The 14,233-nt window shown below is 72.9% G+C and carries 8 protein-coding genes; 5 read left to right on the plus strand and 3 right to left on the minus strand.

Going from position 1 to position 14,233, the window contains the following annotated elements:
- Nucleotides 1-596: 596 nt before the first annotated feature.
- Nucleotides 597-4,559 (minus strand): S8 family serine peptidase, encoded by a 3,963-nt coding sequence (locus ACIP98_RS14030; RefSeq protein WP_401975841.1) that lies wholly within the window; start codon nt 4,557-4,559, stop codon nt 597-599.
- A gap of 250 nt (nt 4,560-4,809) precedes the next feature.
- On the opposite strand from ACIP98_RS14030, the gene ACIP98_RS14035 reads away from it, so the two are divergent.
- Nucleotides 4,810-5,868, plus strand: a complete 1,059-nt coding sequence (locus tag ACIP98_RS14035) for a helix-turn-helix domain-containing protein (protein WP_319657662.1) — start codon at nt 4,810-4,812, stop codon at nt 5,866-5,868.
- Between the two features lie 595 nt (nt 5,869-6,463).
- On the opposite strand, the gene ACIP98_RS14040 is transcribed toward ACIP98_RS14035, so the two are convergent.
- On the minus strand, nt 6,464-6,838 hold the full coding sequence (locus ACIP98_RS14040) for a winged helix-turn-helix transcriptional regulator (protein ID WP_401975843.1): 375 nt from the start codon (nt 6,836-6,838) through the stop codon (nt 6,464-6,466).
- A gap of 264 nt (nt 6,839-7,102) precedes the next feature.
- Between ACIP98_RS14040 and ACIP98_RS14045 the strand changes: the two genes are divergently transcribed.
- From ACIP98_RS14045 to ACIP98_RS14060, 4 genes are all read left to right on the plus strand, one after another.
- The gene (locus ACIP98_RS14045; RefSeq protein WP_401975845.1) at nt 7,103-8,167 is read left to right on the plus strand and encodes a biotin/lipoate A/B protein ligase family protein; all 1,065 of its coding nucleotides are present in this window, start codon (nt 7,103-7,105) and stop codon (nt 8,165-8,167) included.
- 135 nt (nt 8,168-8,302) lie between these two features.
- A complete protein-coding gene (locus ACIP98_RS14050; RefSeq protein WP_401975847.1) occupies nt 8,303-9,985 on the plus strand; it encodes an ABC transporter ATP-binding protein in 1,683 nt (560 codons plus the stop codon).
- Nucleotides 9,982-11,760, plus strand: coding sequence for an ABC transporter ATP-binding protein (locus ACIP98_RS14055; protein ID WP_401975849.1), 1,779 nt, complete (start codon nt 9,982-9,984; stop codon nt 11,758-11,760). The genes ACIP98_RS14050 and ACIP98_RS14055 overlap by 4 nt, the downstream gene beginning before the upstream one ends.
- 102 nt (nt 11,761-11,862) lie before the next feature.
- On the plus strand, nt 11,863-12,939 hold the full coding sequence (locus ACIP98_RS14060) for an ABC transporter substrate-binding protein (RefSeq protein ID WP_401975852.1): 1,077 nt from the start codon (nt 11,863-11,865) through the stop codon (nt 12,937-12,939).
- A 62-nt stretch (nt 12,940-13,001) separates the two neighbouring features.
- Here ACIP98_RS14060 and ACIP98_RS14065 read toward each other — a convergent pair whose 3' ends face one another.
- Complete coding sequence (locus tag ACIP98_RS14065) at nt 13,002-13,550, minus strand: DUF1062 domain-containing protein (RefSeq protein WP_319657656.1); 549 nt, start codon at nt 13,548-13,550, stop codon at nt 13,002-13,004.
- Nucleotides 13,551-14,233: the final 683 nt, after the last annotated feature.

The following is a 14,233-nucleotide window of genomic DNA, read 5'->3' on the forward strand; positions in this document are numbered from 1 at the left end:
GTTTAATGGTCAACTGACCATAACCTCAGTTCAGGACCGCGTGGCCCCTGCTTTCAGGGAGTGAAATTCCGGCCTGCCCAATTCCGCGGGGCGTTTTCGGAACTTCCGCGAAGATTCACCGGACGGTCCCTCGTCGTCCTGCTGAATTGCGTCGCCGCCTCTGATGTGCCCCGGGCATGGAACAGAGTCGTCACCGCGTGAGCCGCCCGAAGCAAGGCCCTCGACGAACGAGCGGAAGTCGGCCGCCGGAACGAACTCCGTAGTCTGCGCTCCACGACGTCGGCCGACGGGTGGGGAACACATCGTGTTCAGCGGCAACGATGCCCCCGTTCTGAGCCCGCGGAAGACCGGGCAACGTCGACGGCAGCGCCACACCGGGCATGCGCTCGGCCTCTCGCACCAACGCGCGGTCACGGACGGCTGGACGCCGTGCTCACCGTCGTCCCGGAACGTCGCTGCGACCTCGTCGCATCGCGCCGTGAACCGCAGCCCACGGCTCGGCCCCGTGGCCGGCGGCGGTGGGCGGGACTGCCCATGGGGCCCGGCACGTGAAGAGCCCCCGCCGGACCCGGCGGGGGCTCTTCACGTGATCGGGGTCAGTAGGTGATCCGCTCCAGACCGTTCGCCCACGGGTTCACCAGGTACGCGGTGCGGTGGGCGGGGTCGAGGAACAGGCCGCGGCGGCCGGTGAAGTCGAAGTTGGACGTGGAGATCGTGGAGCTGACGAGATTGGCGACAGGATGCCGGGCGAGGACCTTCCCGGTGTCCGGGTCGAGGACGGTGATCTCGCTCAGGGCGTTGTTGTCCCCGGTGGTGGCTTCCTCGTAGAGGTGCGCCACGAGGGCGACGCCGTGCTGCGTGTCGAGGGTCGGCCACATGACGCCCCTCGTCCCGAGGTCGGCGGGCGCCGAGGTGGCCAGGGTGGACTGGGACGCGGAGCGCCAGGTGCTGGTCGGGAAGTCGCCGCTGTTGTAGTTGGGCGTGACGGGCCCGGCGGCGACGTACACCTTGTCGCCCTTGCCGTCCGGCAGCAGACCGGCGACGCATGCGGGCAACGTGGCCAGGGGCGACACGGTACGCGCGGTGACGTCGACCGAGACCGCGTAGTACGGGACGCGCCCGGACAGGCAGGGCCCCATCGTGCCGGAGGTGGCCACGAAGAAGATGCCCGTCGAGGAGTCCACCGTGACATTGCCCAGCGCCCGCCCCGGCTGGGAGGCGTTGAGCGGCAGCGGGTCGGAGACGCGGCCGGTGGTCATGTCGACCGTCCAGAGGCTGTCGACCCCGGACACCCCGTCGTACGTCACCACGGCCGCCCGGTGCCGGGCCGTGTCGACGGCCCCGCCCATGAAGGAGATCGACGTGGAGTCGCCCTCCGGGTCCAGCACCGTCGTCCGCACCTCGGCGCCGGTGGCGGTGTCCCGCAGGGCGACCTCCGGGATGGTGCCGCCGTCGAAGGGCTGGTAGCCGATCAGGGTGCGGCCCGTCTTCTGGTCGGCCCCCACGACCTCGGACATCATGCCCTTGCCGGTGTCGTGCGCCACGACGGTCCCGAGGGTGCCGTCGCTCAGGGAGTACGCGGTCGTCGCCGAGTCGCGCAGGTGGATCCAGCCGTCGTCCCCGTCCACGAAGTCGTCCGTGGACAGCAGCGCGGTATCGCCGCTGACCTCGAAGTTCTCCAGGGTGCCCGAGATCGTCTCGCCGTCGAGGTACTCGACGAACGAGGTGGGCGAGGCCTGCCCGACGGGCTTGCCGTCATGGGTGGCGATGATCCGGACCGGGTACTGCAGCCCGGTCGGCAGGCCGAGCGCCTTCAGGTCCAGCACCGTCTTGCCCTTGACCGAGGGCAGGGGGCGGAACAGCGTGGACGCGTGGTCGACGCCGTTGTCGTCCCGGCCGCTGCCGTTCTGGTTCGTGGCGGTGTTGAGCGCGCCGTACAGCGTCGGCGCCGGGGTCAGGAACTCGATCGCGGCGCCGTCGGCGTCGTCGGTCGCCGAGGCGTCCCAGTTCACCGTCAGCTTGGCGTCGGAGCGGGCGAGTTCGACGGAGTGCGCCTTCTCGGTCGTTCCGTGGCTCAGCAGGGGTGCTTCCGGCCGCTGATCGGCGCCGGGGCCGACCCGCAGCGCCCGGAAGTCACCGAAGACCTGGCCGTCGTAGAGGGTGATACCGACGCCGTACAGACCCGCGCCGCCCGCCGCGAAGGCGGAGGCCGGGATCGTCACCGAGCCCTTCGTGCCGGTGAGCGGAGTGCGCCACTGGGCACGCCACTTGTCGCTCGCGGTGAACGGCGTCCAGTGACCGACCGAGGACAGCACCAGCTCCGGGTCCGTGGTGTCGCGCAGACCTGTCAGGTCGTAGTGCACGGTCACCGGCTTCCCGAGCGGGCTCACGCCGGGCGCGGTGGGTGCCTGCGGCTGGAAGTGGGTGCCGTCGGTCGCGCTCAGGGTGAGCTTGCGGGCGGCCGAGGCGACGACCTTGCCGCCGTCGAGCGCCTCGAACGTCACCTGGAGGCTGCGTGCTTCGGACGACACGAGCGGCAGGCCCGCGGCCCCCAGCAGCTCGCTGGGCAGGACCCGCAGGCTCGGCCCCGAGGAGGGGATCACGCCGTGGTCGCCCACCCGCAGACGGTACGTGAGGTCCTTGTGCGCACCGGTGAGGTCGAGGCCGAAGGTGAGCGGGGCGAACGCGTTCTCGCCGGTCGGCACGTCGTCCCAGCCGCCGGCCGGCCCGGCCAGGTCGATGGCGGACGGGTCGGTGGCCTCGACGAACGAGACGCCGGGCGTGACGGACACGACCTGGCGCTGCGCGACGGACAGGCGCACCGCCGACGGGGCGAGGTCGTGGCGCTTGGCGAGGACCTTCTCCACGGCGGCGGTCACGTCCAGCTGCGTGCCCATGTGCAGTTCCTGGTCCGCCTGCGGGGGCTGGGCGATCGGCCGCCCGGTGGCGACCAGCAGGTCACGCACCTTGCGCGGGGTCAGCGTCTGCCCGGTGGCCTTCGCCGCCGCCAGGACGTCGGCCGCCGCGGCGGCGATCATCGGTGCCGAAGCGGAGGTGCCGCCGTTGAGCACCACCTGCGGCCCGTCCGAGGTGTGGAACAGCGAGGGCAGGTTGTCGCCGGGTGCGGCCAGGTCGATCCGGGTGCCGAAGCCCGACGAGTATCCGGCCGAACCGTTGTAGCGGGTCGTCGGGTAGACGGCGGTACGGACGTCGTCCGAGCTGAGGGTGTCGTCGACGGTGGTGCCGCCCGCGCCGATCACCCCGGTGTCACGCACCAGCGACGGGGTCGTGGTCGGGGCGACGTCGTCGATGCTCGTCTGCGCGTGGGTGCTCGACGTGAGGTCGGTCGGGGTGCTGCCGCCGTCCGGGCCGACGGACACCGGCAGGCCGAGCCGCGTGCCGTCGTTGGAGGAGACGACCACCACGATGCCCGAGTCCACGATGGAACGCAGCGTGTCCCGGATCGCCGGGTCGTCCTCCAGCCACCGCGACGGGAAGCCGATCGACCCGTCGGTGCCGAAGCCGAGGCTGGCGGTGATCACGGTCGGACGCGGCTTCTGCGCGGCGGCGGCGCGCAGTGCCGTCGCGATGCCCTCGGCGGAGGGCTCCTCGGGCACGACGAGCCGGTACTGAGCCCCCGGGGCGATGCCCAGCAGGTCGGTGGCCCCGCTGCCGGTGGCCTCCGGGCGCTGCCGGTCGTGCGGCAGCGGCGCCATCATCGAGAAGTCGAGCAGGACCTCGCCGAGATTGGGGTCCTGGCCCTCGACGGAACCGGTCGGGTCGAGCCGGCCCGCCTTGTCGCTGGTGTAGGTCGGGATGAGCGGCAGGGAGGGGTAGTCCAGGTAGCGCTGGCCGTCCTTGACCACGGTGGTGGGCCCGTAGCCGCGCACGTACTCGTCGCCCGCGTCCGCCATGGACTGGTCGGTCAGGTCGCCCAGCGAGACGTTGGTGACGATCTGGCCCGCGCCGGGCAGCGCGTGCAGGAGGTCCGCGGAGTCCTGGAAGGCCCCGACGACGTTCACGCCACCGGAGTTGAGGTAGGACTGGAAGGACGTCGTCAGCCCCTCGTTGGCGGGCACGCCGCCGGAGGCCGCCGGCGCCGCGGAGCGGGCGCCGCGGCGGGAACCGAGGCCGTCGATCGAGTCGCGGACGGAGTCCGGGAGCGTGACGGCACCGGAGTTCATGGTCTGCGGCCGGACCGCCGAGCGGGCACCCCCGGAAGCGGCCCCCAGGGTGTAGGGGGTCAACGCGGCCGCGTCCGCCCGGCGTTGGAGGACCGTGGCGGACGGGGAGAGCGGCTCGCCGAGCCCGGTGCGGCCCTGCGGCTGCGGCACCGGGAAGGCCCGGGTGGTGCCGTCCTTCCGGGTCAGGGTTCCCGTCCCGTCGTCGGACCAGTGCACCACCGAGCCGTCGGCGAGGGTCAGGGAGTGCGCGGCCGGAGCGGCATCCGGTGGGGACGCCGGGGTGTCGGGGGCGGCGTGGGCGAGCGGGGCCGCGGTGAGGGTGAGGAGGACAGCGGCGAGCGCCGTCAACCGGGTGCGTCTGGAGCGTGAGGACATGCAACGCCCTTCTGGGTGTGTGCAGGGCCAGCTGCGTCGTCGGGACTGGCGGGGTGGAGATCACCTTGGCGGTGCTCCGTCAGCACGGACAAGCTCCCGCGGAAGCGGGTTCGTGCAGTTGCGCACATGCGCGTCGTGCCGAACCGTGGGCGACGGGCGGGCGACGCGTGGACGACCGGCGGACGATCCGTGGAAACCGGCGGGGCGTACGATCAACCTGCGTTTCCCGATCGACAGATGGGCAGGCCAGATGGATGTCACTTCCGGCGGCCCGTGGACCGGCACCGGCCTGGACCCGCTGAGCGGCCGCGTCCTGGAGTTCCTGGTGGGCCACCCCGCGGCCGACGCCGACGCGGTGGCGGAGGCCGCCGGCGTACCGGCCGAGGAGGCGGGGCGGGCACTGCGGACGCTGGAGGACGAACTGCTCGTCATCCGCATCGCGGGCCGGCCGACGCGCTGGCGGGCCGGCCCGCCGCGCTCGTCCCTGGGGTCGCTGCTCGCCCGCAGGCGCAGCGAACTCGCCCAGGCGGAGTTGTACATGGAGCAGCTCCACGAGGTCTACCGTTCCGTCTCGGGCCCGCACGCGCCGCATCTCGTCGAGGTCCTGGAACGGGCCGAGGAGGTCGCGGCGCGCTACGCCCACCTGCTCAAGGCCAGCCGGCGCGAGGTGCTGCACCTGGCGAAGCCGCCGTACGTGACCGGCACGGAGACCGCCTACGGGGAGGGCCGGGAACGGTCCGCGGGGGAGACCGCCGTCCACGACGGCGTGCGGCTGCGCTCCGTCTACGACACCGAGGGCTTCACCGACGAGATGTCGCTCGACACCGCGCTGCGGGGCACGGCGGGCGGCGGCGAACTCCGGCTCAGCTCCGGCCTCCCGGTCAAGCTGGTGGTCTTCGACCGCACGACCGCCCTGCTGCCGGTCGACAGCGACCAGCCCTCCGCCGGGTCGCTCGTCATCCACGCCCCGGCCCTGGTCGCGGTGCTCGTCGCGCTGTTCGAGGGCCTGTGGGAGCGGGCGGTGCCGATGTCGCTGGAGAGCCGTCAGGACTGGCCGCTCGCGCGTCAGGCGCGGGAGGCGGACATCGACGAGCGCACCCGCGAGATCCTGCACCTCATGGCCACCGGAATGAAGGACGACGCCATCGCGCGCGTGCTGGGCGTCAGCCGCCGCACCGTCCAGAAGCACGTCAGCGAGGCCGGCACGGCTCTCGGCGCCCGGACCCGCTTCCAGATCGCCCTGCTGGCCGCGGAGCGCGGCTGGCTCGAACAGGGCTCGAGTCCGGGCGAGTCGGTGGCCCGGGCCTGAGCCCGGTCATCGGCGCGGAGTGGGGGATCGCCCCGGAAACGGGGAGTTGCGTTGACCAGGTCAGCCGGACGGCACCGCGGCGGTCCGGTTGATCGCCGTCCTCAACGACTCCGACGTCCCCGAGAAAAACCAGCTCGACGCCGCCATGGACCTGGAGTCCCACTCGGGTGCATGGTTCGACGAGGAGATCGTCAAGCTCCTGCGGAGGGAGCGGTTCGCGAGCGTCCTGGCTCAGCTGTGCGCCGAGTCGCTCGCCGGGATCCGGGCCCGGGAGGGCAGGATCCGACCCGGCGTTCTTCCGGGAACTCCATGGCCCGGCCCTGAACGAGGTCCTCGGCATCCTCGGAGCCCGCGCCCCGCAGCGGATCCCGCGTGCGGGAGAGGCGACCTGAGAGCGCCGCGGGCGCTTGCGGCGCCTGCTTCAGCCGCGTGGTGACCTCGGCGCGCGGAGGCGATCGACGCCCGGGTCCGCGAAAGAAGCCGCCCACTGATGTGGGCGGCTGGACGGCTCTCGGCCGACGGGGACCGGCGCGGTCCGCGGGATCTTCGGGTGTTCTGCGGGGTTCTCGGCGCGGGCGCGGCGCCCGCCGCGGGTTCAGGCCTCCTGGGTGACCGCGTGACGGCGGTCGTAGGCGGCGCGCGCCTCGTTCACGGTGGCGGCCCGCTTCTCGGTCCACGTGCACAGTGCCCGCGTCTCCTCGGCGATCTCCCTGCCGAGCGAGGTCAGTCCGTACATGACCAGCGGCGGAGACGCCTCGGGGTTGACGCTGCGCAGGACGAGCCCGTCGCGCGCCATGGTCCGCAAGGTCGGGGACAGCATCTTCCGGCTGATGCCGCCCAGGGACCGCTGCAATTCGCTGTAGCGCTGGTCGCCGCCCTCCCGGAGGCTCACCAGCATGAGCAGCACCCACTTGTCCGCCAGGTCCACGAACACGTCTCGGCTCGGGCAGCGCGCGTCGAGGACGTCCATCGGCGCCGGGACGCTGTCGCCGATCCTTCTTGAGCCATGGGCATGATTCTCCACCTTGCCCCTACGGGAATCCTGGGTTCCTGTCCTTACATGGTCTCCGACAGGGGCTGGCTGTGGCGATCGGGCCGAGCCGGGTCTTTGACGGGCACCGGGCACGGTGGGCCAGGAATCGCCCCGGCGCCGGACGCGTTGCCGGTCAGCAGGGGGGCGGTCCGCCTGGGCGGTACCGTGACAACGGACTACGGACGATCAAGGCGGAACGTCATGCACGGCGAGTACAAGGTGCCCGGTGGCAAGCTGGTGGTGGTCGACCTCGACGAGCGGGACGGGGTCCTGAGGGACGTGCGGGTCGCGGGGGACTTCTTCCTCGAGCCCGACGAGGCGATCCTGGCGATCGACCGGGCCCTGGAGGGGACGCCGGTGAGCACCGACGCCGCGGGGATCGCGGCGCGCGTCGAAGCCGCGCTGCCCGAGGGCACGGTGATGTACGGGCTCACGGCCGAGGGCATCGCCGTCGCGGTGCGCCGGGCGGTCGCGCAGGCGACGGACTGGACCGACTACGACTGGCAGCTGATCCGGGAGGCCCCTCAGTCCCCGGAGCTCCACATGGCGCTGGACGAGGTCATCACCGCCGAGGTCGCCGCCGGGCGGCGTCCGCCGACGCTGCGCGTCTGGGAGTGGGGCGCCCCGGCGGTCGTCATCGGCAGCTTCCAGTCGCTGCGCAACGAGGTCGACCCGGAGGGCGCGGAGCGTCACGGCATCACCGTGGTGCGGCGCATCTCGGGCGGCGGCGCGATGTTCGTGGAACCGGGCAACACCATCACGTACTCCCTTTCGGTGCCCGCGTCGCTGGTGTCGGGGCTGTCCTTCGCCGACTCCTACGCCTATCTGGACGACTGGGTGCTGGAGGCGCTGGGCGACATGGGCATCAAGGCGTGGTACCAGCCGCTGAACGACATCGCCACGGAGGCCGGCAAGATCGCCGGCGCCGCGCAGAAGCGCGTGGTGGGGCCCGACGGCGGCGCCGGCGCGGTGCTGCACCACGTGACGATGTCCTACGACATCGACGCCGACAAGATGCTCGAAGTGCTGCGCATCGGCCGGGAGAAGCTCTCCGACAAGGGCACCGCCAGCGCCAAGAAGCGCGTCGATCCACTGCGTCGGCAGACCGGCCTGCCCCGCCAGGCCGTCATCGACCGCATGGTCGACTCCTTCCGCACCCGCTACGGCCTCACGGCCGGTCAGGTCACGGCGGACGAACTGGCGCGCGCCGAGGAGCTCGCCGCGACGAAGTTCGGTACCTCGGAGTGGACCGCGCGCGTGCCGTAACCGTTCCGCACCGGTCCCCGTACCGCCGGGGGCCCCGGCCGCCCTTGACCCGGACCCTCGTAGTTAGACTAGCCTTACCTAACATTGTTGGGTGGCCGGTCGGGGGACGGCCGGGTGTCCGGAGGGGTGCACGGAGTGCGAACGAAGGTGCCGCCGGGGCGCGACGTCCTGCTGCGGACAGTCAGAAGCCGCGGGCGGGACGTCGCCACCGGCGCCCTGCTCGGGGCCGGGCACCAGTTCGGTGAGGCGCTGGTCCCGGTCCTCATCGGCCTGGTCGTCGACCGGGCCGTGGCCGGGGGCGACGGCGGCGCGCTGTTGACATGGCTGGCCGTGCTGGCCGTGGTGTACGTCGGACTCTCCTTCAGCTTCCGCTTCGGCGCCCGCGCCGGCGAACGGGCCGCGGAACAGGCCGCGCACGACCTCCGGATCGCCCTCGTACGGCGTATCCTCGACCCCGTCGGCGGCGCGGAGCGGGGTCAACTGCCCGGCGAACTCGCGAACATCGCGACCGAGGACGCCAAGCGGGTCGGCGCCGTCAACATGGCCGTGATGACTGGCATCTCGGCGCTCACCGGACTCCTCGTGAGCGCCGTGGCCCTGCTGCGCATCTCGGTCCCGCTCGGGCTGGTCGTCCTGCTCGGCACACCGCTGCTGCTCTGGCTCGGACACCTGCTCAGCAAGCCCCTGGAGCGGCGCAGCGAGGCCGAACAGGAACAGGCCGCGCACGCCTCCGGAGTCGCCGCGGACCTGGTGACGGGGCTGCGGGTGCTCAAGGGCATCGGCGCCCAGGCCGCCGCCGTCGAACGGTACCGGCGCACCAGCCGCGCCTCGCTGGGCGCCACGGTGCGCGCGGCACGCGCCGAGGCGTGGCAGGGCGGGGTGGTGCTCACGCTCACCGGAGTCTTCATCGCGGTGGTCGCCCTGATCGGCGGACGGCTCGCCCTGACCGGTGACATCACGCTGGGTCAGCTCGTCTCCGCCGTCGGGCTGGCGCTCTTCCTGCTCGGGCCACTGGAGGTGTTCGCCTGGGTCAACGCCGAGTTCGCCCAGGGCCGGGCCTCCGCGGCGCGCATCGCGTCCGTGCTGGCCGCCGAGCCCGGCGTACCGACCGGCACGGCGGCCCCGGCGGACCCGGTCCGCGGCGGGCTGCGGCTGCGCGGCGTCAGCCTCGGCGCGCTCCGCGAGGCCGACCTCGACGTCCGGCCCGGCGAACTCCTCGGCGTCGCCAGCACCGACCCCGCTGCCGTCCAGGCACTGCTCGACTGCCTCGGCCGCACCGCGGACCCCGAAGCCGGCGTCGTCGAACTGGACGGCGTGCCCCTGCCGGACCTCGACCCGGCCCGGCTGCGCACCGTCGTCCTCGTCGCGGCCCACGACGCCGACCTCTTCGAGGGCTCCCTCGACGACAACCTCGGCGGCACCGGGAACACCCGGCGTGCGCTCGCCGCCGCCTGCGCCGACGAGGTCGCCCGCGCCCTCCCGCAGGGCACGGCCTCCGAGATCACCGAAGGCGGCCGTTCGCTCTCCGGCGGGCAGCGCCAGCGCGTCGTCCTCGCCCGCGCTCTCGCCGCCGAACGGCCGGTGCTCGTCGTCCACGACCCCACGACGGCCGTCGACGCCGTCACCGAGGCCCGCATCGCCGCCGGGCTGCGCGAGCACCGCCGCGGCCGCACGACGGTCGTGGTCACCAACAGCCCCGCGCTGCTGTCCGTCACGGACCGCGTCGTGCTCCTCGACGGCGGCCGGGTCGCGGCCGACGGCGCGCACGGCGACCTCGTGCACGACGACGCGACCTACCGGACGGCGGTACTGGCATGACGACGGCACCGCGATCCGCGGAGCGCGAACTGCTGCCCACGGCGACGCCGGCCAGGACCCGTGCCGCCCTGCGCGAACTGGTGCGCCCGCACCGGGCACTGGCCGCGGGCGGGGCCCTGGTGATGGTGGCGGCCACGGCGACGGGCCTGCTGACGCAGCCGCTGCTGGGGTACATCGTCGACCTGGTCACCGACCGGAGACCAGCGGGCGCGCTGACGCTGCCCGTGGTCCTGCTGGTGCTCGTCGCGGTGGCGCAGGGCGTGGCCACCGCCTTGGGCATGTCGCTGGTGTCACGGCTCGGCGAGACCGTGCTGGCCGAACTGCGGGAACGCTTCGTCGAACGGGCGCTGTCGCTGCCGCTGGACCGCCTGGAGCGGGCCGGCTCCGGCGACCTCACCGCCCGCGTCACGCGCGACGTGTCGCGGGTGGCCGACGCGATCCGCACGGCGCTGCCCGAACTGGTCCGTTCCAGCCTGACGATCGTGCTGACCCTGGCCGCGCTGGCCGTGCTGGACTGGCGGTTCCTGTCGGCGGCGCTGCTGGCGGTGCCCGTGCAGGCGTACACCGCGCGCTGGTACGTCCGCAACGCCGGCCCGCTGTACGCCGACGAGCGCATCGCCACCGGCGCCCAGCAGCAGCAGTTGCTCGACACGATCGGCGGCGCGGCCACCGTGCGCGCCTACCGGGCCGAGGCCGGGCACACCGCGCGCGTCACCGAACGCTCCCAAGCGGCCGTCGACCTGACGCTGCGCGGGGTGCGGCTGGTGCTGCGCTTCTACAGCCGGCTGCACGTGGCCGAGTACACCGGGCTCGCCGCCGTGCTGGTGACCGGATTCCTGCTGGTGCGCGGCGGTTCCGTGTCGATCGGCACGGCCACCGCCGCGGCCCTGTACTTCCACAGCCTCTTCGGCCCGGTGAACACCGCGCTCGTCCTGCTGGACGACGCCCAGTCGGCCACCGCGGGCCTCGCCCGGCTGGTCGGCGTCGTCGACGAGCCGGCGCCCGCGGCCGCGGAGCGGCGACGGCCCGCGGACTTCGCGGGTGTCCCCACCGTCGCGGTGGACGGCGTCGGCCACGCGTACGTCCCGGGCCGGCCGGTGCTGAGCGGCGTGGACCTGGTCCTGCGTCCCAAGGAGAAGGTCGCCCTCGTCGGTGCCAGTGGCGCGGGCAAGACCACCCTGGCCAAGATCGTGGCCGGCATCCACCGGCCGTCGTCCGGCCGGGTCGACATCGGCGGCACCGAACCCGCCGAGGGCGCAGGCGCCGTGGCCCTGGTCACGCAGGAGGTGCACGTCTTCTCCGGCCCGCTCACCGAGGACCTGCGCCTGGCACGGCCGGACGCCACCGACGAGGAACTGCGCGAGGCCCTGCGGCGGGTCGGAGCCCTCGGCTGGGCGGAGGCGCTTCCCGAAGGCCTCGGCACGGTCGTCGGTGAGGGCGGTCACCGGCTGACCGCGGACCGCTCGCAGCAACTCGCCCTCGCCCGGCTGGTACTGGCCGACCCACCGGTCGCCGTCCTCGACGAGGCCACCGCGGAGGCCGGCAGCGCCGGCGCCGGGCGGCTGGAGGAGGCCGCCGATCGCGCCCTGGAGGGGCGCACCGCCCTGGTCGTCGCGCACCGGCTCAGCCAGGCCGCCTCGGCCGACCGGGTCGTGGTGATGGAGGACGGCCGCATCGCCGAGAGCGGCACCCATGACGAACTGCTCGCCGCCGGGGGGCCGTACGCCGCCCTGTGGCGGGCGTGGGCGGAGAACCGCAGCAGCGCCCGGCCGTAGCCGGCCGCGGGCTTCCGCCGACCCGCGACAGACCCGTCCGTGACAGACCCGACCCGTGACAGACCCATCCCGTCAGAACCGAACGAACAGAAGGATCACGCGATGCCCCGCGCCACCAGAGCCACCCGGTTCGCCGGACTGCTCGCCTCCGTGCTGATGCTCCTCGGCGCGGTAGCCGCCTGCGGCTCCGCCGACTCGGCCTCCGACTCCCCGAAGTCGGGCTCCTCCGGCTCCGCCGAGGCGTCGGCGAGCACCGCCTTCCCCGTCACCATCGCCCACAAGTACGGCAGCACCACGATCAAGGCCGAGCCCGAGCGCGTGGTCACCGTCGGCCTCACCGACCAGGACGCCGTCCTCGCCCTCGGCACCGTGCCCGTCGGCACCACCGAGTGGATCGGCGGCTACAAGGGGGCCGTCGGCCCCTGGGCGCAGGACAAGCTCGGCTCCGCCGCCGCGCCGACGGTGCTGAAGGACACCGGTACCGGGCCGCAGGTCGAGAAGATCGCCGCCCTGAAGCCCGACCTGATCCTCGCGCTGTACTCCGGGCTGACCAAGGCCCAGTACGACGCGCTGTCGAAGTTCGCGCCGGTCGTGGCCCAGCCCAAGGAGTACAACGACTACGGCATTCCGTGGCAGCAGCAGACCGAGACCGTGGGCAAGGCCCTCGGCAAGCCCGACGAGGCGAAGACGCTCGTCGACGGCGTCGAGGCCGAGTTCGCCGCGGCCAAGAAGGCCAACCCCGCCTTCGCCACGTCCACGGCCGTGATGGCCACGCCGTACGAGGGCACCTTCGTCTACGGCAGCCAGGACGCCCGCTCCCGCCTGCTTTCCGACCTCGGTCTGAAGCTCCCCGCCGACCTGGACAAGGTGATCGGCGACCAGTTCGGCGCCAACATCAGCAAGGAGCGCACCGACCTCCTCGACCAGGGCGTCGCCGTCTGGATCGTGCCCGACACCACCACGGCCGTCACCAAGCTGCACCAGGACAAGCTGTACGCCGACCTGAAGGTGGTCCAGCAGGGCCGCGAGGTCTTCGTGAAGGAGACCGGCGACTACGGCAACGCCGTGTCCCTCTCCACCGTGCTCAGCATCCCCTTCGTCCTCGACCGCCTGGTGCCGCAGCTCGCGGCCGCGGTGGACGGCGACCCGGCCACGAAGGTGGAGCAGCCCGCCTCCTGAACTCGTATCACCGGGGCCTGTCCGGCGCACGCGCCGGACAGGCCCCGGTGGGCTGAGCGGGCTCAGCGCTTGAGCGTGAAGGTGAAGTCGCCGGAGAGTCTGCCGCTGAGCCGGACCGCCGAAACGAGGTTCCCCTCGGTGATCAGCCGCTCGACCTCGGCCCGGGGGAGACCGAACCCTTCGGCGATCAGCCGCACCGGCCGGACGGGGATCCGCGCCGCGAAGCGGACCGAGACGTCGATCACCTCGTCGTCGAGGTGACCGGATCCGCCGGTGTCGAGGCGCCAGGCGCCGTCCCAGTCGAGGGCGATGCGATTACGGCGCTGCACGGCGGGATCCTGGAGCAACTCGGCTGCCAGGGAGGCGTCGTTGTCGTGCAGCCGGTCCAGCAGCTCGGGCCGGAGGGAGCGCACGTTCACCCGCTCCAGGATCGAGAGCTTCGCCGTGTCCCCGCAGGCGGTGCAGAGCACGAGGAGCCAGGCGTCGAGCAGCTTGTGGTTCGCGTTGACCCGGAACTTGCCGTTCGCTCGGAAGCGCTCGGACGCGCACGTGTGGCAACGGCGGAGGACGAGGGGCATGCAGGTGGGCACGACCGCCCAGATGGTGAGCACAGAAGTACACCGGTTTCAGTGTGAGAAGTCCGCAGCAGGAAGCAGCGCGACGCACAGGTGCGGCGCGCGACAGATCAGCACTCGGGAGGTCTCACACGGTGTACAACGGGACGTCCTTGCCTCGGCGACTCGGTTCGGCAGCACGGTAGCGGCGTACGGCGGCGCCGTTCCACTGGTTTTCGGCGGGGGAATCGAGTGCCTGACGTGGCGTCAGCGACGCCTCACCTCGGCGTCGTACCGATCGGCGCCGAAGAGGAACACCGGCGGCGCACCTGATCGACAGGCACCTGCCAGTCGGATCACCCGACCAGCCCACCATGACGCTGTGCAGAGACCGACAGGTAGCCGCAGCACCCGCCCGTGCACGCGGGTTCCCCCAGCACCACCCGGCGCCTCTCGGCAGTCGCCCGGAGCGGACGGTGGCTGTCGGCGGACAACGCCTCCTCGGCGAACGGACCGCGCCCTCCTTCGCCGACGGCCCGCGCCACGACGTCCTCGCCGTCGACCCGGATCCGTAGCCGAGCAGCCCCACCGGGGACCCGGTGGCAGCACGCCGACGTCCAGCCGATTGAGCACACGGCCAGGCTACGTGGCACCCGGCATGTGGTGAGGGCGGCAGCCGTCCCACCCTGTCAGTCGGGATCTGCCGGCGGCTCCGCGATGCCGACGACGAAGCTGTCGCC

This window comes from Streptomyces sp. NPDC088354 (genome assembly GCF_044753585.1).
Classification (GTDB): domain Bacteria; phylum Actinomycetota; class Actinomycetes; order Streptomycetales; family Streptomycetaceae; genus Actinacidiphila.

Coding starts and splice junctions, on each gene's coding strand:
- ACIP98_RS14045 (WP_401975845.1), top strand. CDS start 7,103: ATGCACGGCGAGTACAAGGTGCCCGGTGGCAAGCTGGTGGTGGTCGAC.
- ACIP98_RS14060 (WP_401975852.1), top strand. CDS start 11,863: ATGCCCCGCGCCACCAGAGCCACCCGGTTCGCCGGACTGCTCGCCTCC.
- ACIP98_RS14055 (WP_401975849.1), top strand. CDS start 9,982: ATGACGACGGCACCGCGATCCGCGGAGCGCGAACTGCTGCCCACGGCG.
- ACIP98_RS14030 (WP_401975841.1), bottom strand. CDS start 4,559: ATGTCCTCACGCTCCAGACGCACCCGGTTGACGGCGCTCGCCGCTGTC.
- ACIP98_RS14035 (WP_319657662.1), top strand. CDS start 4,810: ATGGATGTCACTTCCGGCGGCCCGTGGACCGGCACCGGCCTGGACCCG.
- ACIP98_RS14040 (WP_401975843.1), bottom strand. CDS start 6,838: ATGGACGTCCTCGACGCGCGCTGCCCGAGCCGAGACGTGTTCGTGGAC.